Annotated in this window: 28 protein-coding genes; 16 read left to right on the top strand and 12 right to left on the bottom strand. The window is 66.4% G+C overall.

What is annotated here, in order from left to right; translation table 11 throughout:
- Positions 1–141: 141 nt before the first annotated feature.
- Positions 142–1,725 (top strand): transposase, encoded by a 1,584-nt coding sequence (locus ACQUQR_RS14850; RefSeq protein WP_435197300.1) that lies wholly within the window; start codon positions 142–144, stop codon positions 1,723–1,725.
- Between the two features lie 350 nt (positions 1,726–2,075).
- Positions 2,076–2,243: a hypothetical protein gene (locus ACQUQR_RS14845; protein WP_435197290.1), complete on the top strand. Its 168-nt coding sequence runs from the start codon at positions 2,076–2,078 to the stop codon at positions 2,241–2,243.
- A gap of 607 nt (positions 2,244–2,850) precedes the next feature.
- On the opposite strand, the gene gcvPB is transcribed toward ACQUQR_RS14845, so the two are convergent.
- Together gcvPB and gcvPA are read right to left on the bottom strand one after the other, a co-directional pair.
- Positions 2,851–4,269 (bottom strand): aminomethyl-transferring glycine dehydrogenase subunit GcvPB, encoded by a 1,419-nt coding sequence (gene gcvPB / locus ACQUQR_RS14840; RefSeq protein ID WP_435197289.1) that lies wholly within the window; start codon positions 4,267–4,269, stop codon positions 2,851–2,853.
- Complete coding sequence (gene gcvPA, locus ACQUQR_RS14835; protein ID WP_435197288.1) at positions 4,269–5,594, bottom strand: aminomethyl-transferring glycine dehydrogenase subunit GcvPA; 1,326 nt, start codon at positions 5,592–5,594, stop codon at positions 4,269–4,271. Before gcvPA ends, gcvPB begins: the two co-directional genes overlap by 1 nt.
- Before the next feature lie 29 nt (positions 5,595–5,623).
- Here gcvPA and ACQUQR_RS14830 point away from each other — a divergent pair, with 29 nt between their 5' ends.
- The gene (locus ACQUQR_RS14830) at positions 5,624–5,830 is read left to right on the top strand and encodes a hypothetical protein (protein WP_435197287.1); all 207 of its coding nucleotides are present in this window, start codon (positions 5,624–5,626) and stop codon (positions 5,828–5,830) included.
- Positions 5,831–5,904: 74 nt separating this feature from the next.
- Positions 5,905–7,287, top strand: coding sequence for a sensor histidine kinase (locus tag ACQUQR_RS14825; protein WP_435197286.1), 1,383 nt, complete (start codon positions 5,905–5,907; stop codon positions 7,285–7,287).
- Here ACQUQR_RS14825 and ACQUQR_RS14820 read toward each other — a convergent pair.
- The 4 genes from ACQUQR_RS14820 to ACQUQR_RS14805 form a co-directional block, all read right to left on the bottom strand.
- Entirely contained in the window at positions 7,284–8,915 is a 1,632-nt protein-coding gene (locus tag ACQUQR_RS14820; RefSeq protein ID WP_435197285.1) for a class I adenylate-forming enzyme family protein, read from the bottom strand. The genes ACQUQR_RS14825 and ACQUQR_RS14820 overlap by 4 nt on opposite strands.
- A 599-nt stretch (positions 8,916–9,514) precedes the next feature.
- On the bottom strand, positions 9,515–9,898 hold the full coding sequence (gene gcvH / locus ACQUQR_RS14815; RefSeq protein ID WP_435197284.1) for a glycine cleavage system protein GcvH: 384 nt from the start codon (positions 9,896–9,898) through the stop codon (positions 9,515–9,517).
- A complete protein-coding gene (gene gcvT / locus ACQUQR_RS14810; RefSeq protein ID WP_435197283.1) occupies positions 9,895–10,971 on the bottom strand; it encodes a glycine cleavage system aminomethyltransferase GcvT in 1,077 nt (358 codons plus the stop codon). Before gcvT ends, gcvH begins: the two co-directional genes overlap by 4 nt.
- 114 nt (positions 10,972–11,085) lie before the next feature.
- Positions 11,086–12,651 carry a S8 family serine peptidase gene (locus ACQUQR_RS14805; RefSeq protein WP_435197282.1) on the bottom strand — a complete coding sequence of 522 codons (1,566 nt, stop codon included), beginning with the start codon at positions 12,649–12,651 and terminating at the stop codon, positions 11,086–11,088.
- A gap of 126 nt (positions 12,652–12,777) precedes the next feature.
- Here ACQUQR_RS14805 and ACQUQR_RS14800 point away from each other — a divergent pair, with 126 nt between their 5' ends.
- The 8 genes from ACQUQR_RS14800 to ACQUQR_RS14765 all read left to right on the top strand — a co-directional run bounded on the left by ACQUQR_RS14800 (position 12,778) and on the right by ACQUQR_RS14765 (position 20,003).
- Positions 12,778–13,215 (top strand): NYN domain-containing protein, encoded by a 438-nt coding sequence (locus ACQUQR_RS14800; protein WP_435197281.1) that lies wholly within the window; start codon positions 12,778–12,780, stop codon positions 13,213–13,215.
- Between the two features lie 45 nt (positions 13,216–13,260).
- Positions 13,261–14,100: a TatD family hydrolase gene (locus ACQUQR_RS14795; RefSeq protein WP_435197280.1), complete on the top strand. Its 840-nt coding sequence runs from the start codon at positions 13,261–13,263 to the stop codon at positions 14,098–14,100.
- Positions 14,101–14,184: 84 nt separating this feature from the next.
- Complete coding sequence (locus ACQUQR_RS14790) at positions 14,185–14,760, top strand: DUF2150 family protein (RefSeq protein ID WP_435197279.1); 576 nt, start codon at positions 14,185–14,187, stop codon at positions 14,758–14,760.
- 46 nt (positions 14,761–14,806) lie between these two features.
- Positions 14,807–16,162 carry a hypothetical protein gene (locus tag ACQUQR_RS14785; protein ID WP_435197278.1) on the top strand — a complete coding sequence of 452 codons (1,356 nt, stop codon included), beginning with the start codon at positions 14,807–14,809 and terminating at the stop codon, positions 16,160–16,162.
- A 40-nt stretch (positions 16,163–16,202) separates the two neighbouring features.
- A complete protein-coding gene (locus ACQUQR_RS14780; protein ID WP_435197277.1) occupies positions 16,203–17,207 on the top strand; it encodes a type IV pilin in 1,005 nt (334 codons plus the stop codon).
- A gap of 96 nt (positions 17,208–17,303) precedes the next feature.
- Positions 17,304–18,641 (top strand): hydroxymethylglutaryl-CoA synthase, encoded by a 1,338-nt coding sequence (gene hmgB, locus ACQUQR_RS14775; protein WP_435197276.1) that lies wholly within the window; start codon positions 17,304–17,306, stop codon positions 18,639–18,641.
- A 271-nt stretch (positions 18,642–18,912) separates the two neighbouring features.
- A complete protein-coding gene (locus tag ACQUQR_RS14770; RefSeq protein ID WP_435197275.1) occupies positions 18,913–19,341 on the top strand; it encodes a hypothetical protein in 429 nt (142 codons plus the stop codon).
- Positions 19,342–19,427: 86 nt separating this feature from the next.
- Positions 19,428–20,003, top strand: coding sequence for a histidine phosphatase family protein (locus ACQUQR_RS14765; protein WP_435197274.1), 576 nt, complete (start codon positions 19,428–19,430; stop codon positions 20,001–20,003).
- Here ACQUQR_RS14765 and ACQUQR_RS14760 read toward each other — a convergent pair.
- Positions 19,994–20,512, bottom strand: coding sequence for a GNAT family N-acetyltransferase (locus ACQUQR_RS14760; RefSeq protein WP_435197273.1), 519 nt, complete (start codon positions 20,510–20,512; stop codon positions 19,994–19,996). The two genes, ACQUQR_RS14765 and ACQUQR_RS14760, sit on opposite strands and share 10 nt — an antisense overlap.
- Before the next feature lie 58 nt (positions 20,513–20,570).
- Between ACQUQR_RS14760 and ACQUQR_RS14755 the strand changes: the two genes are divergently transcribed.
- Both ACQUQR_RS14755 and ACQUQR_RS14750 read left to right on the top strand, forming a co-directional pair.
- On the top strand, positions 20,571–21,122 hold the full coding sequence (locus tag ACQUQR_RS14755; protein ID WP_435197272.1) for a class I SAM-dependent methyltransferase: 552 nt from the start codon (positions 20,571–20,573) through the stop codon (positions 21,120–21,122).
- A gap of 30 nt (positions 21,123–21,152) precedes the next feature.
- The gene (locus tag ACQUQR_RS14750) at positions 21,153–21,548 is read left to right on the top strand and encodes a DUF3054 domain-containing protein (RefSeq protein WP_435197270.1); all 396 of its coding nucleotides are present in this window, start codon (positions 21,153–21,155) and stop codon (positions 21,546–21,548) included.
- Here ACQUQR_RS14750 and ACQUQR_RS14745 read toward each other — a convergent pair.
- On the bottom strand, positions 21,521–22,786 hold the full coding sequence (locus tag ACQUQR_RS14745; protein WP_435197269.1) for an MFS transporter: 1,266 nt from the start codon (positions 22,784–22,786) through the stop codon (positions 21,521–21,523). The genes ACQUQR_RS14750 and ACQUQR_RS14745 overlap by 28 nt on opposite strands.
- Before the next feature lie 270 nt (positions 22,787–23,056).
- On the opposite strand from ACQUQR_RS14745, the gene ACQUQR_RS14740 reads away from it, so the two are divergent.
- Together ACQUQR_RS14740 and ACQUQR_RS14735 are read left to right on the top strand one after the other, a co-directional pair.
- Positions 23,057–23,299, top strand: coding sequence for a hypothetical protein (locus ACQUQR_RS14740; protein WP_435197268.1), 243 nt, complete (start codon positions 23,057–23,059; stop codon positions 23,297–23,299).
- Positions 23,300–23,338: 39 nt separating this feature from the next.
- Entirely contained in the window at positions 23,339–24,337 is a 999-nt protein-coding gene (locus ACQUQR_RS14735) for an ornithine cyclodeaminase family protein (protein ID WP_435197267.1), read from the top strand.
- A gap of 61 nt (positions 24,338–24,398) precedes the next feature.
- Here ACQUQR_RS14735 and ACQUQR_RS14730 read toward each other — a convergent pair whose 3' ends face one another.
- The 4 genes from ACQUQR_RS14730 to srp19 all read right to left on the bottom strand — a co-directional run bounded on the left by ACQUQR_RS14730 (position 24,399) and on the right by srp19 (position 26,311).
- Positions 24,399–24,629 (bottom strand): hypothetical protein, encoded by a 231-nt coding sequence (locus ACQUQR_RS14730; RefSeq protein WP_435197265.1) that lies wholly within the window; start codon positions 24,627–24,629, stop codon positions 24,399–24,401.
- A gap of 93 nt (positions 24,630–24,722) precedes the next feature.
- Entirely contained in the window at positions 24,723–25,763 is a 1,041-nt protein-coding gene (locus ACQUQR_RS14725; protein ID WP_435197264.1) for a presenilin family intramembrane aspartyl protease PSH, read from the bottom strand.
- A 45-nt stretch (positions 25,764–25,808) separates the two neighbouring features.
- Entirely contained in the window at positions 25,809–26,036 is a 228-nt protein-coding gene (locus ACQUQR_RS14720) for an H/ACA ribonucleoprotein complex subunit GAR1 (protein ID WP_435197263.1), read from the bottom strand.
- Positions 26,033–26,311 (bottom strand): signal recognition particle subunit SRP19, encoded by a 279-nt coding sequence (gene srp19, locus ACQUQR_RS14715; RefSeq protein ID WP_435197262.1) that lies wholly within the window; start codon positions 26,309–26,311, stop codon positions 26,033–26,035. The genes ACQUQR_RS14720 and srp19 overlap by 4 nt, the downstream gene beginning before the upstream one ends.
- Between the last annotated feature and the right edge of the window lie 50 nt (positions 26,312–26,361).

Genomic DNA, 26,361 nt, shown 5'->3' with positions numbered 1-26,361 from the left:
CAAACCGGGTCGAGAGGCACTCAAAGAGATTGTCAGAGCAGTTCTCTGACTCACCAACAATGTACTTCACAAGAGCGTAATATCGATCCGCTCCTTCCATCCGCTAACGTGAACGATACGACTGCTCATAGCGAATCCCGGATGCGCTCTCTCTGTGAAGCGTATCAGTTCGGGATCGACATCCGAACCGACCTCCGCAAGACCGATATTGTCACCGTATTCGAAAATCTGGAACGCTCAATCGACACACTCGAAGATGGGTATCCAGCGTGGCATCCTGCTCCGCTCTCCTTTCGGGCGATGGTCCTCGCGTTCGTTTTCATGGAGATTACGGGTGATTCGTATGCCGAATTCGCACGACGACTGACCCGGCAACCGGAAGTGGCCACGATCTTTGGCTTCAGTCGAGTGCCCGACGCATCGGCGTTCTCGCGGGCGTGGCGGAATCGATTCGACGACGCTGTTCAGGAGTACGTGCAGACCGCGGCTCACTTCGTCGTCAAAGAAGTCCACGATCGCGACATACCCGCGCCCGCAGTTCGCCCCAAAGCAGAGATCGTCGACGAGCCTCTAGGAGAGGAGGACTCAGTGGAGGTTGATTCGTTCTCGCAGGACGAGATTGTCCAGACGACGCGGCTCGCGCGTGATCACGCCTTCGGCTACTTTGACTCCGGCCGGGCCGCGAACGCCTCCTACGAGGACACACAATTCTGTGAGTTACAGACGTTCATGGGGATGGCCGGCTGTGGTACCGCCCAGGGATCAGCCCGGTTCCAGTATCGGCGAGGGGAAGAGTACGGCCCGCATGGCGACACCCACCTCCGCGCCGTCAAACAATTCGACCCCGAAGACCTCGTAGATGGATTTAATGAGACGACGGATCGTTTGCTCTCGGCTATCGCCTCCGAAACGTCCTTCCGGCGGCCTGTTACTGCCGCCATCGACATCACGACTATTCCCTACTACGGGGATGTCGAAGAGATGCCGATGGTAAGCGGGACGAAAGACGGCGAGGGCCGAGCGTTCAACTTCGCAACCCTCTCGATCATCGGTCAAAACATCCCGCTCGTCCTCGCGGTCGAGCCAGTGCGCGAGAGTTCAGCGTGGGATGACAACCGGTCAAACCAGATCCACCGCGTTGTCCGGCGTCTCGTCCACCGGGCGAAAGAGCACGTCCCCATTGAGACGGTGCTCTGCGACCGGGAGTTCGACTCGATGCGCGTCTTCCAGACGCTCTCGAACCTTGACGTGAACTACCTTATCCCGAAGCGCATCACCAGCTCCGAACGCGAGGCAATCAAACGGATGGACGAAGACAACCAGGCGGTCGCTGTTGAATCCGCGTTCGTCCACGTCGAAACTGGATCACACCCGATGCGGTTCCTGTACGTTCCCTCGACGAGCGGCGAGGGGACGACCGTCTTCGCGACGAATCTCCGAGTCGGCCCCGAGGAGGCCGAAACGTTCTGTCGGCGCTACAGTCGGCGCTGGCAGATCGAAAACGAATACAAGAGCATCAAAGGCGATTTTCTCGCGAAGACATCATCGAAGGACTACCGCGTGCGGTTGTTCTACTTCATATTCGCCGTGCTGCTGTACAACATCTGGCGACTCACGGACTTTCTGCTGAAAGCGGGCGTCGATGGAGAAATGGACTACGCACCCGTGCTAACTGCGGGTGAATGTGTCGAGATCGTCGCTTCGGCGTTGATTCCACCTGACTGAGCGACCGATTCCCCACTGGGGTCGCCGATTGGGAATGGCGACGCTCTGTAGCAGCACCCAAATCCACGCAATTTCCCACAAACATTCGATTGGGATGTCTTGGATGAGGAGAAATAGAGCAAATAGTTGGGAGAAGTACGCTGAATGAGCGGATATGTGACCCGGTACTGGCCCATCCTCCGAAACTGTGCATGGCCCCACCATCTTCGATTCGGTATAGTCGAATACACTTTATCACTTAGAAGTCATAACCCGCAAAATCGCAGGACATTGCGCCATTAGTCACCCATCCACGGCCAGTCTCGTCCAGAACCAGTACCGTCAAGTCGCCCCCGTCCACACTCGGGTGTATGAGCCTCGAGATCGAGCACGACTGCCCGGACTGCGGCGCGTCGACGTTCTACCGTGCGGCCTCGACCACGATGCACCTCGGCGAGAAGGTGAAGTGGCACTGCACCGAGTGCGACTACGGTTTCGTCAAGATCAACGACGCCGTCGACACCTCGACCGTCGCGTAAGCAGTCCCCTTCTCTCTGCACCCCCGTCTTCGAGTCGCAACTCCGGGGGGTTCGTGTCCCGAACGTGCACGTTCCCCAGCGTGCCATCGGCACATCGCCGGGCTTTCTCTGGAGCGAACCCCGAACCGACTCATTCTCCTAGGAATCTCGACTCCCACCATCACACAACCGGGATACTGGGCAGAGGAGCTTCACGGGGCAGAAGCCTGCCCTGTGCTCACACAGATACCAGCCACCTGCCGCACCAGCCGCTCGCGTGCCGAGTACCCAGAGCCGTGTGCATACGACCATCGAAGGTAGTCGTGCCGGGCGACCACGTCCCCATCGGGGCCGTATTCGACTGACTCACCCCGGAGTCGACAGCACCGACGCCACGCCTCCGAACCGCACGACACACAGCCGGCGAACCGGACGATGAACTGGAAACTCGCCCGCAAACCCCCCGAAGCACCCTCCTCGCCCCCGCGAAATTCCGTTCCATGACCCAGAGATAAACCATATAGTGGGATAGCAAATCACGAAATCGCGAGGGAACGAGGCCACAGCGAATCTGTACGAGACAGCGCTGCAGCTACCCGAAATCGGCAAAAAAAAAAAGAGCAGGAGTTCAGTCGTCGGAGAGCGCGTGCCACGAGAGCCGCGGGTTGCGCGCGGCGGAGGCCTGGTCGATACGGCCGGCGCTCGTGCGCTCCGGGGCCGCCGCGATGACCTCGTCGGACTCGGCGCGGACGCTGTTGAAGGCGTCGGCGAGCTGGTCCAAAGTGCGTTTATTCTCGATCTCGGTGGGTTCGGTCATCAGCGCCTCGCTGACGATCTCGGGCCACTTCGTCGTCGGCGGATGGACGCCGTAGTCGAGCATCCGTTTGGCGACATCCGCGGCGTCCTGGTCGCCCGCGCTGGCGACGAACTCGTGGTGGTACGGGCCGAAGGGAATCTCGTAGTCCACCTGTTTGCCGAGGTAGTTCGCGTTGAGGACGGCCTTCGCGCTGGCGTCGGAGAGCCCCGCGTCGCCGAGTCGGGCGATATAGGCGTGGGCTTTGAGCAGGACGAGCCAGTTGCCGAGATAGCCGTGGACCTTTCCAATCGATTGCTCGGGCTCGTAGAACTCGTAGCCCGTGTCCGTCGCGCGCACGTGCGGTGCGGGGAGGAACTCCTCCAGTTCCTCGACGACACCCACCGGGCCGGCACCGGGGCCGCCGCCCCCATGAGGAGTAGCGAACGTCTTGTGGACGTTGTAGTGCATGATGTCGAAGCCCATGTCACCCGGTCGGGCGCGCCCGAGGAGGGCGTTGAGGTTCGCGCCGTCGTAGTAGAGCAGGCCACCCACGTCGTGGACCATGTCGGCGATCTGCTCGATATCGCGCTCGAACAGCCCCAGCGTGTTCGGGTTGGTGAGCATGAGCGCGGCGGTGTCCTCCGAGAGGGCAGCCTCCAGCGCCTCCAGGTCGACACGCCCCTCGTCGTTCGAGGGGAGCGAGACCACGTCGTAGCCCGCGAGCGCGGCGCTCGCGAAGTTCGTTCCATGCGCAGAATCGGGGATGACGATCTCCGAGCGCTCCTCGCCGTTCGACTCGTGGTAGGCCTTGGCGATGAGGATACCCGTGAACTCGCCCGCTGCGCCCGCGGGGGCCTGCAGGGTGACGGCGTCCATCCCGCCGATGCGCGCGAGGTAGTCTTCGAGTTCGGCGAGGATCTGGAGGTTGCCCTGCACCGACTCGGGGGAGCGGTCCGGGTGGACCGCCCCGCTGGGGAGTGCTGCAAGATCTTCTGTGAATTTGGGGTTGTACTTCATCGTACAGGAGCCGAGCGGGAACGGGCCGGACTCGACCCCGTAGTTCATCTCCGAGAGCCGGGTGTAGTGCCGGGCGAGTTCGGGTTCGGACACGTCCGGAAGCTCGAGCGAGTCCCGGGTGAGGTGGTCGGGCAGGTCGCTCTCCACCTCGACGTGCGTGGAGTCCTTCTCGGAGAGCAGCGGTTCGTACTTGTCGCCGGACGCGTCGGTCCAGCGGGCCTGGTCGTATTGCATTAGAGCACCTCCTCGAAGGCCGCGACGAGATGGTCGACGGCGTGTTCGTTCGTCTCGGTCACGCAGACCTGCAGTTCGTGGTCGCCAACGACGTGGACGGCGAACCCCTCGCGCTCGAGGTCCTCGGCGACCGGTTTCGCCGGCTGGTCGACGTGGACGACGAACTCCCGGAAGTGGTGGCGGTCGTGGAGCGGGGCTTTGAGCCCGACCAGCTCGTCCAGCCGGTCGGCGAGTTCGCTCGCGAGTGAGACACACCGGTTGGCCTTCTCGACGAGCCGCTCGGGGCCGAGCCACGCGACGTGCATCGCCGTCCGGAGCGCGACCCACGCCTGGTTCGTACAGATGTTGGAGGTGGCCCGCTCCCGGCGGATGTGCTGTTCGCGCGTCTGGAGGGTGAGGGTGTAGGCGCGTCGGTTCTGGGAATCCTCGCTCACCCCGACGAGGCGGCCGGGCGTCTGCCGGAGGAAGTCCTCGCGGCAGGCGAAGATGCCGAGGCCCATTCCATACGAGGTAGGCATCCCGAGCGCGGCGGCGTCACCGACGACCACGTCCGCGCCGACGCTCGCGGGCTCCTGCAGGAGCGAGAGCGCGAGCAGGTCCGAGCCGAGCGTGAACAGCGCGTCGTTCGCGTCGGCGAGGGCACCGATCTCGTCGAGGTGCTCCTCGATAGCCCCCGTGACGGTGGGGTTCTCGGCGTAGACCATCACGGTGTCCTCGTCCACGAGGTCGGCCAGCGCGTCGAGGTCCGCGATACCGGCGTCCATCGGATACGAGACGACCTCGGCGTCGCTGCCGACGAGGTAGTTCTCGAGGACGCCGCGGCGTCCGTCTTCCAGCGCCTCGGGGACGAGCACGTGCGTGCCCGACATCTGCCGGACGCGAAGCGCGAGCGTCGCGGCCTCGCCGAGTGCCGTGGCCGCGTCGTACATCGAGCAGTTCGCGACTTCGAGGCCCGTCAGCTCGACGAGCATCGACTGGTACTCGAACAACGCCTGGAGGAAGCCCTGGGCGATCTCGGGCTGGTACTGCGTGTAGGAGGTGAGGAACTCCGAGCGGGCGGCGAGATGGTCCACGACCGAGGGAACGTAGTGGTCGTAGTGGCCGCGCCCGAGGAACTCCGTTAGCTGTTCGTTCCGCCCGAGCGTCGCGCCGACCTCGGCGCGGACCGCCTGCTCGGAGCGGGCATCGATACCGAAGTCCCCGTCGAAGCGAACCTCGTCGGGGATGTCGAAGAGGGCCTCCACGCTGTCGACACCGACCGCGTCGAGCATCGCCTCGACCTCCGCGTCGGTGTGCGGCGCGTAGGGGGTGCCGCTGTCACTCATGATAGAACTCCTGTCCGGGTGGACATCTGATGGAGGATTACGAGGCGGGGGACTTGATAGCCTCGGTTCCGACCCTCAGTTTCGTGGGTATTCCAGCCCCGTTAGACAACGGAGAATACACGGATATGCATTACTCCGGCAATATCCATGTGAGCGCCTCGCGCAACGGCAACAGAGGACAACGCCGAGGGATCCGCGGAAAGGTTACTCCCATCGAGGCGCTATGTGACGCATGAGTACGCAGGTGAGATGGGGCGGTGGACACCAGAGGTGGGAACAGTGGCAGCCGGTGGTGGGAGTCCTGTTGGGCATGCTCATCATCGCCGCGGCTGCCGTCCTGCGGACCCTCGGGCCGCTCTCACTGCTCGACACGGCGAACATCGCGCTTCCAGGGGTCCTCCTCGTCGTCGGCTGGCTCCTCGTCGCCCGCCGAATCACTCCGCAGTACGCACGGTCCGTCCTCGGCTGGTCGGTCGCCGGAGGACTCGTCCTCAGCGGGGTGTTCGTCGTCTCGGTCGCCATCCAGCCCCGACCCGAGCCGGCAACCGTCTCGGCCGGCATCGCCGTCTTTCTCGGTGGGTGGGGAGCCGTCGCAGGGCTCGTTTCCGGCGTGAAATCCGTCGAACGAGTCGCCGCCGCGCGGACGGCAGAGGCCGCCGCGACCAGCGCCCGCCTGCTCGAAGCCGAACGCGACCGCCTCGAGGGACTCTCCCGGACCAGCCGGGCCCTCATGAGAGCCCGGACCGACGACGACGTGCGCGACGCGCTCTGTGACGGCGTCGAATCGAACTTCGACCTCGTCGGCTGTGCGCTGTGGACCGCGGGGGGGCACCTGCAGGCGGCCTCCGCCGCGGACCTCGACGCCCCCGACCCGGCCCAGCGCGCGTTCACGACCGGTGAGACGCAGGAGATACCCTGCGAGGACGGCTGGACACGCTATCTCCCCATCGGCGAGTACGGCGTCCTCGCCGTGACGACCGCAGAACAGCTCGACCCCCGCTCCTGTGAGACGCTGGACATCTACGTCTCTACGACCGCGGTCGCACTCGAACGCGTCGCCCGCGAGACCGACCTGCGCCGGCAGAACGAACTGCTCGACGAGTTCGCCTCGGTCGTCTCCCACGACATCCGCAATTCGCTGTCGACCATCACGGGCTACACCCAGCTCGTGCGGGAGTCGAAGGACCTCGAGAAACTGGAGCACGTCGAGACCGCAGCACGCGATATCGCCCGATTCGTCGAAGAGATCCTGACGCTCACGCGGGAGGGACAGCGCGTCGGCGACTTCCGAGCCGTCTCGCTCACCCCCCTCGTCCGCCGCGCGTGGGAGCGCTCGCCCACCGCGGAGGCCACGCTCGTCCTCCCCGAAGAGCTTCCCCGCGTCGCGGGCGATGGCGACCGTCTCCAGCAACTGCTCGAGAACCTCTTTCGGAACGCCGTCGAACACGCCAGAGACGACGTGACGGTCACCGTCCGACCCCTCCCGGACGGCTTCGCCGTGGAAGACGACGGCCCCGGTATCCCGGTCGGAGAGCGCGAACTGGTCGTCGAGCGCGGGTACACGGCGGGTGGGACAGGGCTAGGGCTCACCATCGTGAACAACATCATCGAGGCCCACGGCGGGTACCTCGTCGTCGACGAGTCACCGAACGGGGGCGCGCGCTTCGAGCTGCGAGGGCTGGATCTCCTCTAATCCCCGCCGTCGTGCTCGCGGTCCCACGCGTGTTCGCGCTCGGCGTGCTCCTCCGCGAGGGTCACCCGCTGGATGCGCTCGCTCGGCGTCCGGGGGAACGAGTCGACGAACGCCACGTATCTGGGCACCTTGTACGCCGCGAGCGTGGCCGCGACGTGCGCGACGATATCCCGTTCGCTCACCTCCGCGCCCGGCTGGCGCTGGACGAGCGCCTTCACCTCCTCGCCGCGCACGTCGTCGGGGACGGGAATCACCGCCGAGGCCGCCACACCCGGGAGTTCGTCGATGACGTCCTCGACCTCCCGGGCCGCGATGTTCTCACCCGCCCGGCGGATCATGAACTTCTTTCGGTCCACGTAATAGAGGAAGCCGTCCTCGTCCGCGCGGACGATATCGCCCGAGTGAATCCAGCCGTCGCGCAGCGTCTCCTCGGTCTTCTCGGGCATTCCACGATAGCCGTCCATCGCCCCCACGGCCGTCCGGACGAGTTCCCCCTGTTCCCCGGCCGGCACCTCGTCGCCGTCCTCGTCGAGGATTCGGACCTCGTGTCCCAGGTCGGGGAACGTCGGCTTCCCCATCGCGCCGTGGCGGATCTGCGCTCTCTCGGGGTGGTTCACGAGCAACACGGGGTGTTCGGTCTGGGAGTAGAGCTGGGCCACGGTGAGCCCGAACCGCTCCTCGAAGGGCTCCCACGCCTCCGTGGAGATGGGTCCAGCGGCGATGTCGAGGCCGTTCTCCGGGACTTCCCGGTCCTCGTACGCCGCGAGCAGCATCTTCGGGACGCCCCCGAGGATGTTCACGGAGGTCACGTCGTGGGCGGCGACGTGCTCTAAGAACGCCGAGGCCGAGAAGCGGTCCGCGAGGACGTAGTGGCCCCCGACGAGCGCCGACCCGAGCAGCGAGTAACACTGCGCGTTCGCGTGGAACAGCGGGAACGGGTTGTAGTTCACGTCACCCTCCTCGAAGGGAATCGCCCGGAAGCTCGTCGCCGCGAGCAGGAACGACTCGTTCGAGAGCACCGCGGGCTTGGGGAGCCCCGTCGTCCCGGAGGTGTAGAGGATGGCCACGGGATCCGTTTTGTCGCGGGGGACCTCGGGGACCTCGCCCGAGAGCCCGGAGCGTCGGTGGGTGGTGACCCCCTCGACGTTGCGGTATGTGCCCTCCATCCCATCGAGCACCACCACGGCCGAGACGGGCGAGTCGCCCGCCGTCTCGTCCAGTACGTCGAGGAATTCGTTATCTGGTTCGACGAGCACCGTTCCGACCTCCGCGGTGTCGAACGCGTGGGCCGCCTCCCTGGCTTTGTAGTGCCAGTTGATCGGCGTCTGGACCGCCCCGAGCATCGCGCAGGCTGCGATGGCGACCGGGTACGCCAGCCCGTTGTGCAGATACAGCCCCACGCGGTCGTCCGACTCCACCCCCACGCTCGCGAGCGCGCCCGCCAGCGCGCGTGCCCGGTCGTGGAACTCGCCGAACGTGAGCGTCTCGTCGGTCGTCGCGTCCGTGACGAAGGACCGGTCGGGCCACAGGGCTGCCGCGGCCGCGAACACCTCGGCCACGGTGTCGGCGTCCCTGATCTCGGGCGCGAACCGCCCGGTGACGGTGTCGTATCGATAGCCGTCGTCCATGTGGGTTGCTCCCACTCGGCTGATAAAAGCGTTCGTGCGATTGCTTGTCGTCTGTGATATTCGGTAGTGGCTCAGCGTTTCTTGCGAGCTCGTAGGTCGCAGGAGACGGGTCCGCTATCACGACCTCGAAAGCCCCTGGCCGCTCGCGGTCGCTGCGCGAGATATCCGCGCACGCGATAGGGCTCGCGCAGCCGACTCCCCTCCGGCGCGAGCGGCCAGCCCCTTTCAGTCCCACCCGGAGCGAGTGTTGAACAAGCCACCGCGGGTCGGCTGGTCGGTCAGCTACCGAGGGTCGCCCGGCCGGAAATCCATCGCGGGGTGGGACTGAAAGGGGCCGCCGCGTCGCGAGCCGAGCCGACGTAAGCACCGCAGGAGTGAGCGGAGTCCTCGTGAGCGGAGCGAACGAGGGCCTGCCGGAGCTTGCTCCGGCAGTGGCGAACGACGAGGAGCACAGCGAGGCGCAGGCCGCGACGCGGCGGGGGCTTTCGAGGTAGTGTTTCCAGCGGTCACGGCAGTGCGGTAGCGAGCAGACGCATTCGAGAGCACAACCGCTACGCCACGACAGACACAGCGAGATGAACGAAAACAGCGAAAATATCCTAGGCGATCTGGTCGGCGTACTCCTCCGCCGTCAGCAGCTCGTCAAGCTCGGCCTCATCCGACAGCTCGACCTCGATGAGCCATCCGTCGCCGAAGGGGTCCTCGTTCACCAGTTCGGGGGCGTCGAAGACGGCCTCGTTCACGGCTGTAACGGTCCCCGACACCGGAGCGTAGAGATCCGAGACGGCCTTGATGGACTCGATGACGCCGAAGTCGTCCTCTCGAACGATCTCGTCGCCCTCCGCGGGGAGTTCGACGAACACGATATCGCCGAGTTCGTCCTGTGCGAAGTCGGAGATACCGATGCGTGCGGTGCCGTCGGCAACGCGTGCCCATTCGTGCGATTCCAGGTATCGAAGGTCGTCAGGTACGTCGAAGTTCATTGTTCGAGGAAGGGGAGGGCTGTGATCTCAGCCGCCTTGCCGCGGCCGCGGACCATCACCTCGATGGTCGTACCGGGGTCGGCGTACGCGGTGGGGACGTAGCCCAGGCCGATGGGCTCGCCGAGGGTGGGACTCATCGTGCCGGAGGTGACCTGGCCGATGACCGTCCCGTCCTTTTCGATGTCGTAACCGTGGCGCGGGACGCCGCGCTCCGTGAGCCGGAAGCCGACGAGCTGTTCGTCGGGGCCGTCCGCGGCCACCCGCGCGAGGGCGTCGCGACCCACGAACTCGGTGTCGAGTTTCACGACGAACGAGATGCCGGCCTCGTACGGATTGCGGGGATTCGACTCGATGTCGAAGTCCTCACCCGAGAGGAGGAAGCCGGCCTCCAGTCGGAGGGTGTCGCGCGCGCCGAGCCCGCAGGGCTGGACGTCGAAGGCGGCCCAGACGGCCTCGCTCTCGTCGACGGGGACGAGGAGTTCGACGCCGTCCTCGCCGGTGTAGCCGGTGCGGGCGACGATGACATCGCTCCCGGCGACGGTGGTCTCGACGGCCGAGAACCGGGAGAGCCCCGCGATATCCGCGTCGGCCGCCTCGTCGGCGAGGCCGACGGCGTCGGGCCCCTGCAGGGCGAACATCCCCCAGTCGGCCGTCTCGTTTGCGACCGTGGCGTCGAGCCCCCACTCGTCGCGGTGGGACTCCCAGCGGTCGACGGTCTCTTCGTCGTGGCCCGCGTTCGGGATGAACAGGTAGTCGTCGCCGAGCCGGTAGACGACGGTGTCGTCGATGATGTCGCCGGCCTCGTTCGTGATGGCGGAGTACTGCGCCCGCCCAGGAGAGAGCGTCGACACGTCGTTGGTCGTGAGCCGGTTCATCAGGGTCTCGGCGTCGGGGCCGGTGACGCGCACCTCGCCCATGTGGGAGACGTCGAAGATCCCGGCCGACTCGCGGACGGCCGCGTGTTCGGTCCGGATGGAGTCGAACTCCACCGGCATCTCCCAGCCACCGAACCCGGTGAACTTCGCACCGCGTTCGTCGTGGACCGCGTACAGCGGCGGCTTCCGTAGGCCCATATCCGAGTGCTCGCGCGGGCCGACGTAATTACTTTGGTTCCGACGGGGCACTCCTGCGGGCGACGCTATTGATCTCTGTCTCGAAAAAACGGGTCGGACAGCGAGGCCGCGGGCTTACTCGTACTCGGTGATAGTCAGCGTGTAGCTGCCACTCCCGGAGTAGGAGTCGACGAGCACGTGCAGGTCCGTCGAGTCGTCGGGGGTGTCGATCTGGATGGACTCCTGGGAGTCCGTGGACCACGAGCGGTAGTCGAAACTCGAGGTGGTCGGGCAGGTGCCCGTCCCGTCGTTCGCGTAGAGGTCGAAGTCGGCGTCCGAGGGACCGTCGAGGTCGATGACGACCTTCGAGGGGTTCGAGAAGCTCCACGCGTACGTCCAGCAGTCGGAGTCGTAGTAGCCCGCGAGCGAGTCGCTCACGGTGGCCGATTCGCTGCCGCCACCACCGCCACCACCCGTGGAGCCCGGGTCCGTGGTGACGGCGTTCCCGGCGTCGACGCGGCCCGACCCCTGCTCGTCCGCGGAGAGGCCGACGTCGACGGCCGTGGCCTTCAGGTGGTCGCGGAGTTCCGTATTGGTGAGGTCCCACTGCGCGAGCGTGAGGCCCGCGACCCCGGCGACGGCGGGGGTCGCCATCGAGGTACCCGAGATCTTGTTGTACGCGTCGTCGGTCCACGTCGAGAGGACGTTCGTCCCGGGCGCGGCGAGTTCGATCTCGCTCCCGTAGTTGGAGTAGGAGGCCAGCGTCTCGTCGGGGTCCAGCGCCGAGACGGCGAGACACTCCGCGTAGGCGGCGGGGTAGGAGACGGAGTTGGTGCCGTCGTTCCCGGCCGCGGCGACGACGAGCGAACCGTTCGAGTTGGCGTACGAGACGGCGTTCTTCATCGTGTTGGTGTAGCCGCCACCACCCAGCGAGAGGTTGATCACGTCCGCGCCCTGGTCCGCGGCCCAGGTGATGGCGTCCGCGATGTCGCTCGTGGAGCCGGACCCGGACTCCGAGAGCGCGCGCCCCGAGAGCATCGAGGAGTTGCCGATACCCGAGACGCCCTCGCTGTTGTCCGTTTCGGCGGCGGCGATACCGGCGACGTGCGTCCCGTGGTACTCGTCGGCGAGCACGTCCGGATACGGGTCGGAATCGTCGTCGACGAAGTCCCGCCCGAAGTTCGAGACGGCGCCGTCCATGTTCCCGTCGAGGTCCGGGTGGTCGTACTTGACCCCCTGGTCGACGACGGCGATGGAGACGGCCGAGGAGCCGAGCGTGGTGTCCCACGCCGTCGGCGCGTTGACCTGCTGGTCGGCGTACTGGTCACCGTAGCGGGGGTCGTTGGGGACGTACTGCGCCTCGAGAAGTACGTTCTCCTCGGCGTACTTCACGTGCTCCTTCGTCTGAATCCGAGAGATGAACTGTTCTTTCGCGCGCTCGTCTGCGACCTCGGGGAGGCCGACGACGACGGTGCCGAGCGTGGCGTTGTCGGAGACCACTTCCTCGTTCGCGGCGAGGTGGGTCGCGACGGCGGCCCGGTGGTCCTCCGCCGTGGCGGATACCCCGACGATGACCTCCAGCCGGTCGTGACCCCGCTTCTTCCCCGGCGTACCGGAAGCGGCCCCAACGGTGGCGACGAGTCCGGCCGCACCGGTGGCTTTCAGGAACGAACGACGCGCAAGTGAGTTGTTGTCACCCATAGCGTAGTTCCCACGACTGGAGGCTGTGTAATAAATTTATTGCAACACTTTCAACGTAAATATAAGTTTTGTCTCATCGTATTCGAGTATCGCCAGCCATTTGCTCACCGGGACGCGAGTCGGACCATGAAACTGTTCGGGAGCGATGGGGACCCGCGGGTCGGCCTGTTCGTCGACGGGCCGAACGTCCTCCGCGCGGAGTTCGACGTGGACCTCGACGACGTGCGCGAGGCCGCCGCCGAAGAGGGCCCGCTCGCGGTCACCCGCCTGTACGTGGACGAGCACGCGACCCCCGCACTCATCCAGGCCGCGGAGGCCCGCGGCTACGAGGTCGTCGTCACCAGCGGCGACGTGGACGTGAAACTCGCCGTCGACGCCACCGCCGCCCTCGTGGAGGAGGAGCTCGACACGCTCGTCATCGCCTCCCGCGACACGGATTTCAAGCCCGTCATCGAGGCCGCGAACCGGCGCGGCGCGCGAACCGTCGCCATCGCCCCCGGCGAGCACGGGCGCTCAGACGCCCTCCGGAACGCCGCGCACGGCTCGGTCACGCTCGAGGAGTGAGCCAGCTCCGGTAGGGCTTTTTTCCTCCTGGCTCTCATCTCGGATATGGACTACGACGGCCCCGTTCTCGACAACCACCTGCATCTCGACCCCGTGACCGGCCGCGGCCTCGACGCCGTCGAGGAGTTCATGGAGGTCGGTGGCACGCACCTGCTCGTCCTCAACAAACCCTCGTGGCATCTCACCGGCCTCCCCGAGTCGCGGGAGGACTTCCACGAACCCCTCGAGCTGACCATCGACATCACGCTCGAAGCGAACGCGATGCTCCCCGGGCGCGCGTGGCCCGTTCTGGGCGTCCACCCCGCGCTCATCTCGCGGCTCGTCGACGACGGAATGGCTCCCGGGGAGGCACGCGAGCTGATGAAGGAGGGGATCGAGGTCTGTGCGGAGTACGTCGCCGACGGCCCCGCGCTCGCCATCAAGTCCGGACGCCCGCACTACGAGGTGTCGGAGGCGGTGTGGGACGCCTCCAACGCGGTGATGCGCCACGCGTTCGCCTGCGCGGCCGAGGTCGGCTGTGCCGTCCAGCTCCACACCGAAGGCGGCGAGGAGTTCGAGGAGGTGGCCGAGTGGGCCGAAACCGAGGGGCTCCCCCGCGAGCAGGTCGTGAAACACTACTCGACGGGCGGCGTCGAGGGGCCGGTCCCGAGCGTCATCTGCACGGAGAAGGAGGAGCTCGTCCGCGCCCACGAGCGCGGCGTCCCCTTCCTCATGGAGACGGACTTCATCGACGACCCCGACCGACCGGGGGCCGTGCTGGGCCCGAAGACCGTCCCGCGGCGCGTCCGCTGGCTGCTCGAAGAGGGATACGACGACGCCGTCCAGAACGCCCACGTCGACACGCCCGCGCGGGTCTACGGCATCGACACCGAGGGAACGCTGTAGGCGAACGCACACGGGGTCCGCCACCACGACACACGGGCCACCCCAAGGAAAAGGCATAACCTTCGGCCCCCGTACTCGGAGAACATGAGCGACCCTGCAGAGGAGTATTACACCGAGGAACGCTGGAACAACTGGCTCGACCGCCTCCGCGAGGAGGAGCTCGACCCCGAGAACGAGGACTCCGCCCGCCTCCTGTTGAATCTGCAGGACGACGCGGCCATCGCCATCGCGAAGATCATCACCGACTTCGACGAGGGCGAGATCGACGAGGAGCGCGCGCTCGACGAGCTCGGCGACATCGCCGACATCGTGCTCGCCGACGCCGGCTTCGAGGACGAGGACACCGCCATCCTCGTCGACGGCGTCCAGATGTCGCTCCACTGCGTCATCGCCGCCACGGAGACCTACTTCGTCAACGGCCCGCTCGAGGGCGACGTGACGGCCCACATCGACGCCGCCGCCGAAGCCGAGGCCGAGGAGGACCTCGACACCGCCTTCAGCCACTGCGCGCAGGCGGGCACCCTCATCATCGACGGCGCGGAACTCGACATGAGCGCCATCGCCGAGGACTTAGAGTACGGCTACGTCGCCGAGTGGGTCAACGGCCTCGACTCCCTGCAGGACGCCCTCTCGACCCCCGAAGTCGTCGAGGAGAACTGAGCCGCTGGGGGTGGGCTTTTTCAGGCTTCGCACCGGAGAAGGGACCATGCAGTTGTCTCCGGACGAGCGCGCCCAGCCCGTTCAGATCGGGTTCATCCTCGTCTTCGCGATCATCATCATCTCTTTTTCCCTCTATCAGGCGACCGTCGTGCCCGACGAGAACGCCGAGGTGGAGTTCGAGCATAGTCAAGCAGTCGAACGCGACATGGCCAGCCTCCGGAACGATATCGTCCGCGCCGCGAACGGCGGCGTGGACGGCGTCGCACAGGTGCAACTCGGGACGAGCTATCCCTCGCGCTCGCTCGCGGTGAACGCCGGGCCAGCGAGCGGGACGATTCGCACGACTGGACTCGCGGAGTTGGGAGTGTACACCGACTCGGCCCTCAACTCCGGGGACCGTGTGGACGTGTGCCCTAACGGCGACCTAACACAGAGCGTCGTCTATGAACCCTCCTACAACTACTACGACAACGCACCGACGACCATCTACGAGAACACGGGACTGTTCAATCGCTTCCAGCAGTCTGGTGGGCCCACGGAGACCGTCGAAACCGCTCCCAGACTCGTGTTCAACGATGAAAAGCTCCTGAACCTCGTGTCGCTCTGGGGGAACGTCTCGGAATCTCGCAGTGGCACGGCGAGCTTCGACGTGTTTCAGGGTGAGGTCCAAGAACAGAACGTCACGGGGAACTTCTACGTCGTCCTGCCAACCCAAGCAGAAACCATAGCTCCGTGGCAGCCAGTGCTGGACAGCCCGGACGTGAATCTGGACTCGTTCGAGCCGGACAACGACCGCATCGTCCTCGAAATCACCGACGAGTACACCGTGTTCTGTACGGAGGTCGGGTTCGGTGAGGCACCGCCGTCCGGGATTCAGAGTCTCGCACCGCCTGCGCGAAGTGGCGGAACTGGAGGAGATTCACCATCGCAGAACGGCATCCAGTACAACGACGGGCTGGAAACGACATCGAGTGACAGCGCCGTCCAGTTCGACATCGAGAACGTCGGTGGGTCGTCCGCGACGGTGACAGCCGTGCGGGTGGACGAACGTATCGGTGCTGTCGAAGAACTGTGGAAGAGGAATGCAGCAGTAGTCGCGGTACGCGGTGGACGAACGGATGGTAACAATGAAACTGGAGGGAGCCCCGCAGCGGCACGTGATACGAACACGGTGATAACCCTCGACACGAACGCCGTCCTCTCGACATCAGGAAGTGGCTCGACTGCAACGGTGTTCGTCGGTGATTTCGGCGACGCTACCACAGGAGGGGGGCCCCCGTCTTGGAGCGAATACAACTTCAACGGCCTTACCCGTGTCTCCCAGAGCGACAACTGGGACATCCGTATCACCTTGGAGTTCGACAGCCGCGGTGACGTGACCTACTACTTCCAAGAGACCTGACGACACTACTTACTTATCGTCTCCCACCCTGAGGGATATCGTGAACAGCCGCGGACAGGCCGAACAGATCGGGGTCATCCTGATGGCGTTGCTCGTCGTCGCGACGGTGACCGCTGTCGCGACGCCGGCGCTTTTCATCACCGATATGGACACCGAGCCGTTCGTCGGCGTGGAGGTGACCGTGACGACGAGCGAGGTCACGATTACCAGCGAGGGCGGGGACGCCGTGTCGGCGACGGACCTCTCGGCGGTGATTCGCTACGACGGGACGACCCGGCGAGTGCCGCTGGAGTCGGTGTTCGGGGAGCCGCGGTTCCGGCCGGGGGACGTGGCGGAGATTCCGCTGTCGCCCGAACCCGCGTACGGGACGCTCGTGGCGGTGCAGGTGGTCCACGAGCCGACGGGTCGGACGTTCTACGCGGACGAGCGCATCGCCCGGGCGGGCGCGGTGGGTGCGACGGCGACGGCAGCCCCGACCGCAACCCCGACCGCGATACCGACAGCAACCCCGACCGCCACACCAACCGCGACGCCGACGGCAACGCCGACCGCCACACCAACCGCGACGCCGACGGCAACGCCGACCGCCACACCAACCGCGACACCCACCGCAACGCCCGCGAGCGCCGATGCCGTGTCGAAATCCGGAACCGCGACCGATGCCGGTGGGAAGGAGCTGAAATTCGACATCACCGCGGATAAGGAGGTGACGGTGACAGCGTTCAGCGTCGAGACGAAGAACGACCTCTCCGGCATCGACAGAATCGATAGCAAACCGAAGTTCGAGATCAAGAAGGTACAGCAGGACGGTTCAGACGACAACAACGCGAAGTACCTGACGGATGGAACCGAGTACACCCTCGACAAGAACGAGGCGATTATCGGTGCTGGTGAGACTGGTGAGGTCAAACTCAAGGAGTTCAAGAACCCAAAAATCGAGGTGAACGGCTTCGCCGCAGATGAGCCGAGCGCGGACATCATCCTCACGCTCGTCTTCGACGATGGAAGCCGAAAGGAGTTCTACATCGACGCAGTGCCGAAGTAGCGACGCGGCAGTCCGGGAACCGCCAGCCCCGAGACTTCGACGGTTGTCGAACTGCACGTCGTCAAACACTTATATCAGGCCGTCGACCGTCTCACCATGACCGGAGTCGGTATCGACGCGATCGAGATCTGGACAGGCAAACTGAAACTCGACCTGCCGGGGACGTTCGCCCCGGAGAAGGGCGACGACCCCGCGAAGTACACGAAGGGGCTCGGCCTCCACGCCTCCTCGTTCCCGGACACCTACGAGGACATCGTGACGATGGGCGCGAACGCTGCCAAGCGCCTGATGGAGCGCAAGGGGCTCACCCCCGAGGACATCGGGCGTATCGACGTGGCCACGGAGTCGGCGTTCGACAACTCCAAGCCCGTCTCCACCTACATCGCGGGCTGTCTCGAACAGGTGTTCGAGGGCGATTTCCGCCACGCCAACAAGGGGGAGCGGAAGTTCGCCTGTGTCGCCGGCACCCAGAGCATCGACGACGCGTACAACTGGATCCGCGCGGGCCGGAACCGCGGGCGCGCGGCGCTCGTCATCGCCACCGACACGGCGCTCTACGAGCGCGGCGACCCCGGCGAGGCCACGCAGGGGGCCGGCGCCGTCGCCATGCTCATCGACGAGGACCCCTCGCTCGTCGAGCTCTCGCCCGAGCAGGGGTACGGCTCGATGGACGAGACGGACTTCCTCAAGCCGAACCAGCAGTTCCCCTCCGTCGACGGCAAGCGGTCTGTGCAGGTGTATCTCGCCCGGATGCGTGAGGCGCTCACCGACTACGAGTCCGTCGCGGGGAAGACCCACCCCGAGGAGTACGTCTTCGCGCCGTTCCACACGCCGTTCCCCGGCATGGTCCGGAAGGCCGCGCTCCTCGGCTACCGTCACATGATCCGCGACACCGAAATCGAGGAGGCGCTCGCCGACGAGATCGGGATGCAGCCCCGTGAGGAGGAGTGTGAGACCGAGGAGGAGTATCTCGACGCCGTCCGTGAGTACACGGACGCGCTGAAGGGGACCGAGCAGTACCGGGCCTGGTACGCCCGGACCATCGACCCCACGCTCGACATCAGCCGCGAGGTGGGCAACTGGTACACCGGCTCCGTCCACATCGCGCGTGCCGCCGCACTCAAGCGCGCGCTGGAGGACGACATGGACATCGAGGGCGCGAAGCTCCTCGTCGGCTCCTACGGCTCCGGTGCGCAGGCCGAGATTCACCACGAGACCGTCCAGGAGGGCTGGCAGGAGGAGATCGCCGCGCTCAACATCGACGAGCAGAACGAGCGGCGCTACGACCTCTCCTTCGCCGAGTACGAGAAGGTCCACCAGGTCCACAACCACGACGAGGACGTCGAGGTCGAGGAGTTCACCGTCCCCGAAGACGAGTTCGCCTTCGACGGCTGGGGCCGCATGGGCGAGCGGAAGTACCGCTACGTCGAGTAAGCCGACACCCCGTTTCACCCCGCTGAGGGCACCGAATCATTATTCGATAGCTGGGCGTACCGGTGTCATGCCCTCCCCGCGACCGATACGTCGACGAACGCTCGTTCGTGCCGCACCGAGTGTACTCCTCCTGACCGCTGGATGTGTTTCGACGGGGACGACCCCGCAAACGACGCCACCGGAAGACACCCCAGCAGGCTACTGGCGCTGGGTCCAGGTAGTAGAAGAGACCTCACCCACCACAGAGACTGGGGTCGCGATTCGAGTCGCCGTGACACGACCGTGGGTGACGGCCGAGGACACCGCTCGGCTGACCGTCGAACTCGAAAACGAGGCGGACGACCCGCGCGAAATCGGTCCGGTCGTCGGGGACCCCGTGTTCCCGGTGAACCGCGACGGAATCCTGCTGTGGGACGAAACCGGCACGACGGAGCCACAGCCCCCCGACTGTATCGGCACGGACGGCAAAGCCGACAGACCGGTGGGGTACAGTGGCGGGATGCGCCCGCCGGTCGAACTCGATGCCGGTGAGACCGTCACCCGAACGGTCATCATCGCGGACGACGCCAACACGACGGGTTGTATTCCCGGTGGTCGCTACCGGTTCGAGTTGAGTGGCGTGATACGCCCGCTGTCGGACGAGTCACCCGAATCCGAGTACGAGTGGGGGTTCACCCTGGACGTCCACGCCAGCGACTGACGTGGTTCGAAACTCCCGCTGGGTGTGTCGCTCACAGCCGCCTTCACCCCCCTATTTTCTTATCCGATACCGGAGAACCCGGAGCCATGTCCACCGAAACGACCGTCTATTTCGTCCGTCACGCACACTCGCCGTGGGTCCCCGACGCGGAGGCCGAACGCGGCCTCTCCGAGGAGGGGAAGGCCGACGCGGAGCGCGTCGCCGACATCCTCCCCGACGACATCGACGCCGCCATCTCCAGCCCCTACGCCCGCGCCGTCGAGACGCTGGAACCGTTCACGAACCGAACGGACACCGACCTCCACATCGAAGAGGGGTTCCGCGAGCGCCTGCTCTCGCCCGACCCGGTCGAGTCGTTCGGCGAGACGTTCGACTCCGCCGTCGAGCGCGTCTGGTCGGACTGGGAGTTCGCGTGGGCCGGCGGCGAGTCCAACCTCGACGCGCAGGCCCGCGGCGTCGACGCCTTGGAGCGCGCCCTCGCCCGCCACGAGGGCGAGACCATCGCCGTCGGCACGCACGGCAATCTGCTGACGCTCACCCTCAACTACTACGACCCCGCCTTCGACTACGACTTCTGGCGCGACGAACTCGGCATGCCGGACGTCTACCGCGCGACGTTCGCGGGCGGTGAACTGACCGCGACGGAGCGGGTCTACGGGTAGTCCACGACGTCCGGAACCCCCTCCCGCCCGTCGAGAAACGCCAGCTCCTCCTCGGAGAGCTCCCGGTCCCGGAAGCGGTCGAATCCTTCGAAATAGCGCTCGGGCGACCGGTCCCCCGGATGCTCGAGGACCAGCTCCGCCATCCCCGTCTCCTCCCCGGTGAAGGCGAACCCGGCCTTGTAGAGCGCCTCGTAGGAGAAGGGGTTGTTCACGCCGATGGCGACGCGCGCGTATCCGCGTTCGAGTGCGCGGTCACGGACGAACGCGCACAGCCGCGCGCCGATACCCTGCCCTTTCTCGTCGTTCGCGACGGTGACGTACCGAATCCAGAGCGTCTCCTCGTCGGTGCGGTCCGCGTCGAACGCCGCGGCCCCCACGATGTCGCCGTCCTCGCGCGCGATGGCCTTCCCCGTCGAGGACATGACGAACTTCCCGGCGTAGGCGAAGCGCTGCCAGTCGAGTTCGAGCGTCACCGAGTCCGCGGGCCAGCCGAGGAGGGCGAACTCCATGGGTGGTCTCCACGTGGAGAAGGGAAACACGTTACTGCTCGCACGTGGGGAGAGAGGTATGCGCGATGTCTCGCTGTTCGACCGCTTCGCCCGGGCGTACGAGGCCGCGATGCCCGCCGCGGACCCCGCCGTCTTCGAACGCGGGTTCGCCTTCGCCGACCGGGATATCGAGCGCGTGGTCGACGTGGGCGGGGGGACCGGTCGGGCCGCGCGACACTACGACGCCGTCGTGGTCGACCCGGCGCGGGGGATGCTCCGCGAGGGCGCGCGGAAGGGTATCGAGGGGATACGGGGTGACGGCGCGCGGCTTCCGCTCAAAAGCGAGTCGGTGGATGCCGTCACCATCGTCGACGCGCTGCATCACTTCGCCGAGCCGATTTCGGCCATCGCGGAGGCGCATCGAGTCCTGAAGCCCGGTGGCGTCCTCCTGATTCGGGAGTTCGACCCCACCCCCCGCAGAGGGCAGCTGCTCGTCGCACTCGAACACGCAGTGGGGTTCGACTCGCGCTTCTGGAGCCCCGACGAACTCATGGGGAAGCTCGACCGCGCAGGGTTCACCTCCTTCTGTCCCGACCGGGCGTTCACCTACACCGTCGTCGGGGTTCGATAGGGCGAAGGGGGCTCGGAGTGGAGTTCGAGTATGCGACTCGTGAATCCCGGACTCGACGGGACGACCATCCCCGTCGCCGTCGGTGACGTGCTGCTCATCGGGCTGTTCGTTCTTCTGGGAGAGTTCCAGCACTACGGCGTCGGCATGGAGGCCATCGCGCGCGTGCCCGGAACCATCACCCCGTTCCTGCTCGGCTGGCTGCTCGTCGCGATTCTGGTGGGTTCGTACGCGGCCGACGCGCTCGCGGACCCGCGGACCGCAGCCGCTCGAATCGGGCTCACGTGGATCGGTGCGGCCCTCGTGGGCCAGACCCTCCGGGCGACGCCGCAGTTCCCGGGGAAGTTCGCCGTCCCGTTCCTCGTCGTCTCGCTTCTGGTAGGGCTCGTCCTGCTCGTCCCCTACCGCGTGCTGCTCGCGCGCCGGTAGAGGACGGCCCCGAGCCCCGCGGCGAGGAAGCCGAACGCCGCGAGCACGAGGAACAGCGCCGTCTCGTTCGCGTAGGTCAACACCCCGCCAGCGACGGTGCCGCCGAGCGCGCCCACCCCGAAGACGCCGAGGTAGGTGTAGCCGTAGGAGAGTCCGCGGGCCTCGGGGGGCGTGTACTCCGCGACGGTCGCCTGGTAGAACGGCTGGACGACGAAGAGGAAGAAGCCGACGAGCGCGGCCATCGCCAGCAGGGGGACGAGCCCGAGCGTGGCGATGGGGAGGAAGACCACGGCGAGGAGCGCGAGGCCGCCGTAGCCGCCGATGAGCCCCAGCTCCACGGGGATGCGGTCGGTGAGCATCCCGCCCACGTACTGGCCGCCCACGCCGACCATCAGGAGGCCGACGTAGACGTAGCGCCCGGGCGCGAGTTCACGGCCCGCGATTTCGACGGGGGCGAGCGAGGGGAACTGCGCGAGCAGGTCGGGGAGGAAGGTGAGAAACCCTCGATAATAGAGCCCCGAGAGCATGACGACGCCGAAGACGACGGCGAACGCCGAGAACAGCAGGGTCCGGGAGTCACCGAGGAACGCCGCGAGGGAGGTCACCTCTCCCGTCGCCTCGCCGGAGCCGTCGGTGACGGCCGCGGTCTCGTCCACGTCGATCCGGAGCGCGGCGACCGCGCCGACGATGGCCGGCACGCCGAGCAGGGCGACGACGAGCCGCCAGGAGTCCTCACCGACGAACAGCAGGAGCAGGGCGGTGAGCAGCGGGCCGAGGGCGATACCGAGGTTCCCCGCGATGCCGTGGTAGGCGAACGCGGAGCCGCGTTCCTCGACCCCCTTCGAGATGAGCGAGAGGCCGGCGGGGTGGTAGACGGAGGCGGCGACCCCCCAGCCGAACAGACACAGCGCGATGACGGGGAGCGAGGGGGCGACCGCGAGTGCGACGAAGGAGCCACCCATCCCGAGCAGGCAGGCGACGATGAGCGACCGCGAGCCGTAGGCGTCCGTGAGGATGCCGCCGGGGAGCGCCCCCAGTCCGAAGGGGGCGTACCCCATCGTGAGCACGACACCCATCACGAAGCTCGTGACGGCGACGGTCCCGACGAGCGGGAGCGAGAGCGCCGTAAAGCGGGCCTGCCAGACCCCGAGCAGGATGGGGAAGGAGAGTTCGTACGTGTGGACCATCCCGTGGGCGAGCATGACGAGCCCGGTGATAGCCCGGTCGTTACGGTTCACATACGACCCCTCCCGGCCGGCGAGGTAGAATCCGTCGATTCGGGAAGCAGGCAATCTACAGACAGGTCGGGAGCTGCCAGCCGAACCGAGAAACACCAGGAGAACGGCCGCTTCAGCGTCTCTCCTCCGGTAGCACGCTGTTCGATATTCTCATAACTTATGAGTAACCTCTATAAAATATATAGATGAGTAACGGGTAGATTCCCCAGATAGTACCCACCAGATATGGGAAACACTTATGGCAATTACGTCCATATTTTGTAATATATTATGATGGGTTACTACGACATCGTTCTCGGACTTATCCCGCTCGCTCTCGGAGGTATCACGGCCGTACTCACTGCCCTCGGCGTGGGACTGACGACAGCCGTCCCCCTCGCCTCCGCAGTCGCCCTGTTTCTGATCCTCCACGCGATGTTCGTCCGAACCCCCGTCTCCGGCGCTTCGTCCGCCACTCGTGCGCCCGCCTCGTCGCACGCCGCTCGTGTCCCCGAGCAGCTGCGGGCCGACTGAGCCACTACGTTCATACCACTGCCGTGAGTGGGTGGCCGCATGACCGACCTCCTGTTTCTCACGAGTGAGGACGTCGCGGGGCTGGCGACGCCCCGCGAGTACGTCGACGCCGTCTTCGAGGGCTACCGCGAACGCGGTGAGGGCGCGCCCGCGAAGCCTCGACAGAAGCTGTTGAACGCCGACCCCGCCGGGATGTTCACCGGCTACATGGCCATCCTCCCCGAGACGGGGGCGATGGGCGGCTACATGTACAGCGCCGGCTTCGGCGACGCGGACGCCCACTTCGTGCTCCCGCTGTTCGATTCCGTATCGGGGCGCCCGCTGGCGCTCATCGACGGGGCGTCGCTCAACCCGTTCAAGACCGGCGCGGCGGGCGCGGTGGGGATCGACGTGCTCGCCCGGCCGGACGCGACCTCGCTCGCGCTCATCGGCTCGGGCGCGCAGGCCCGCGGGCAGCTGCGCGCGGCCGCGACCGTCCGTGATCTGGCGACCGTCTCCGTCTACTCCCCGACGAAGGAGAGCCGCGAGGCGTTCGCGGCCGAGATGAACGACGAACTCGACGCCGCGGTCGCGGCGGTCTCCTCGGCCGACGCCGCGGTAGAGGGTGCGGACATCGTCATCACCGCGACGAACGCATCCGAGCCCGTCTTCGACGGCGACCTGCTGGAGCCGGGCACCCACGTCACCGCGATGGGACAGTACAGTCCCGACAAGCGCGAGGTGGACACGACGACCATCGAGCGCGCGAAGTACGTCCCCGACCTCCGCGAGCGGGCACTCCAGGACGCGGGCGCGTTCCTGCAGGCGCGCGAGGAGGGCGCGATCGACGACGAGCACATCCACGCCGAGCTGGGGGAGGTCGTCGCCGAGAAGGCCCCCGGCCGTGAGGACCGCCAGGAGATTACGCTGTTCGACTCGGGCGGGACGGGCATCGAGACGGTCGCCGCGGCGCACATGCTCTACGAGAAAGCGGTCGAGGAGGGACTCGGACAGGAGCTCTCGTTGGCTCCGGCGAGCGAGGCGCTCACCGGCGAGTGAGAAACCGACCCCCGGGGACCAGCCGGGGATGGAATGTCAGGGTCTGCGGGATTTGAGGAGGCTACTCCACGGCCGCGCGGCGCTCAACGCGGACACAGACGCCACCGACGCAGACCTGCCTGGGGACGCGAACGGGCTCCGCACTCACGACGCGAACCGCGACGAGCGGTGCGACGACGAGCAGTGCGGGCACGAGCGCGACCAGCAGCAGTCCGGCGATGACGGGCTGGACGACCGCACCGTAGACGAGCCAGCAGGCGAAAAGCACGGGGGCGAGGTGGTGGAGTTGCATGGTGGTTCTCCTCACCTCCTGCTACCACCTCCGAGGTAATAAGTATCAGCTGAAATACAGTTCTGTAAGCGCCCGTACTGAAATCGATTTCACCTACAGATACGGCGCGAGGCCGACGGCCTCGACGAGCGGGATGCCGACGATGACGGCCCCGAGGAGATAGCCCGCGATGGCCCCGCCGTTGAGGAGGGGGAGTCCCGCGTGCGCCCGGCCCTGCATCACCAGCCGCATGAGGACGAGGAGGCCGACGAGGGTGCCGATGAGCGCGGTCAGCGCGGGGAGGGTGAGCGCGAGCCCCGGCACGAGACTCGGCACCGACGCGGGGGCGAAGAAGCCCGCGCTGGCGACGAGCACGGTCGGCATGATGGCGTCACCCAGTCCGATGAAGAAGGCGTCGCGGTCCTCCATGGAGGGTCCCTCACCGGGGGTCTCACCGGATTCCGCACCGGGCGCCTCGCCCTCAGTTTCGACCTCGCCGTCACCCCCCGTGACCACGTCGTTCGTGGAGTCCGCGTCGTCGTCCTCGGTCGACTCCGCGACCGCGTCGAGATACGAGTAGGAGAGCGAGAGCGGGATGACGAGGATGACGGGGATCTTGAGGTCCATCACGCCCGACGCGAGCGTGAGCATGTGTTTCGTCCCGTAGACGGAGATGGCGTCGTATATCGCGAGCGCGGTGAGAAGCAGGAGCGCGGGGAGCAGGCCGAAGGAGATGCCGAACAGCCCCGCGGCACCCGCACCCATCACGATGCCCGCGGCGTCGATGACGTACCACTCGGGGTAGACGAACAGGGCCACGCCGATGAGCAGCGCGCCGGCGACGGCAGGGGCGTGGAGGCCGAACACCGAGACGGACGGGAGCAGGACCGAGAAGACGAAAAACGAGATGTACGCGGCGCTCCCGACCACGAGCACGCGGATGAGCCCGTCGACGCCGAACTTGAACGCCGCGAGCATGAGCGCCGTGGCGACGAGGATGGCGAGGATGTAGACGAGACTGTTCGTGGGGTCAGAGGGGTCCTCGACCGTCTGGAAGCCCGCGGCCTTGAACGGCTCGACGAGCGCCAGCGCGCCGAGCTGGACGACGAGAAAGATGCCGACGAGCGCGGCGACGGCGACGGAGGAACGCTTCATACCCGGAGAAGGAGCGGCCGGGGTTTGATGCTTCTGTTACTCGGCTCAGCGAGCGTAGAGCTTCTTCCCGAGGAGCGTCGCCGGCAGCACCCCGTCGTCCGGCGCGACGGCGACGTAGGGTCGCTCGACCGGCCCGAACACGTCGACGACCCGCCCCACCGCGGACAGCGAGTCGTCGAGCACCTCGCTCCCGATGTGGGGGTACGCCTCGTCCGGGACGCGCACGACCGCGAGCCCCTGGGCGGTCCGGACCACCTCGCCGACGCGGTTCATGCGCGCAGGGCGTTGATGTACGCGGCGACGGCGCCGAGGAGGTCGGATTTCGTCGCGTCGTCGGCGTTCTGTACGAGAACCCGCCCGCGGGGTTCGTACTCGCGGGGGTACGTCATCTCACGCTCGATGGTGGCGTCGTAGCCCACCTGCTGGACCGCCTTCGCGATCTCGTCGACGGTGGGCTCGGGGACGGCCAGATCGAGCGGCACGCGACGGCCCTCCGAGCGCGACAGCTCCGCGTCGAAGTGTGCGGGCCACAGGACGTTCTCGACCATACCCGTTCTCCTCGCGGGGCGCGTAAACGTCTTTCCGAAACGGGGCGGCA

The sequence above is a fragment of the Natronomonas sp. EA1 genome, assembly GCF_051195035.1.
Lineage (GTDB): Archaea > Halobacteriota > Halobacteria > Halobacteriales > Haloarculaceae > JBNTJV01.
The sequence above is the reverse complement of the archived record's forward strand: the minus strand, read 5'-3'. Positions and strand labels throughout refer to the sequence as shown.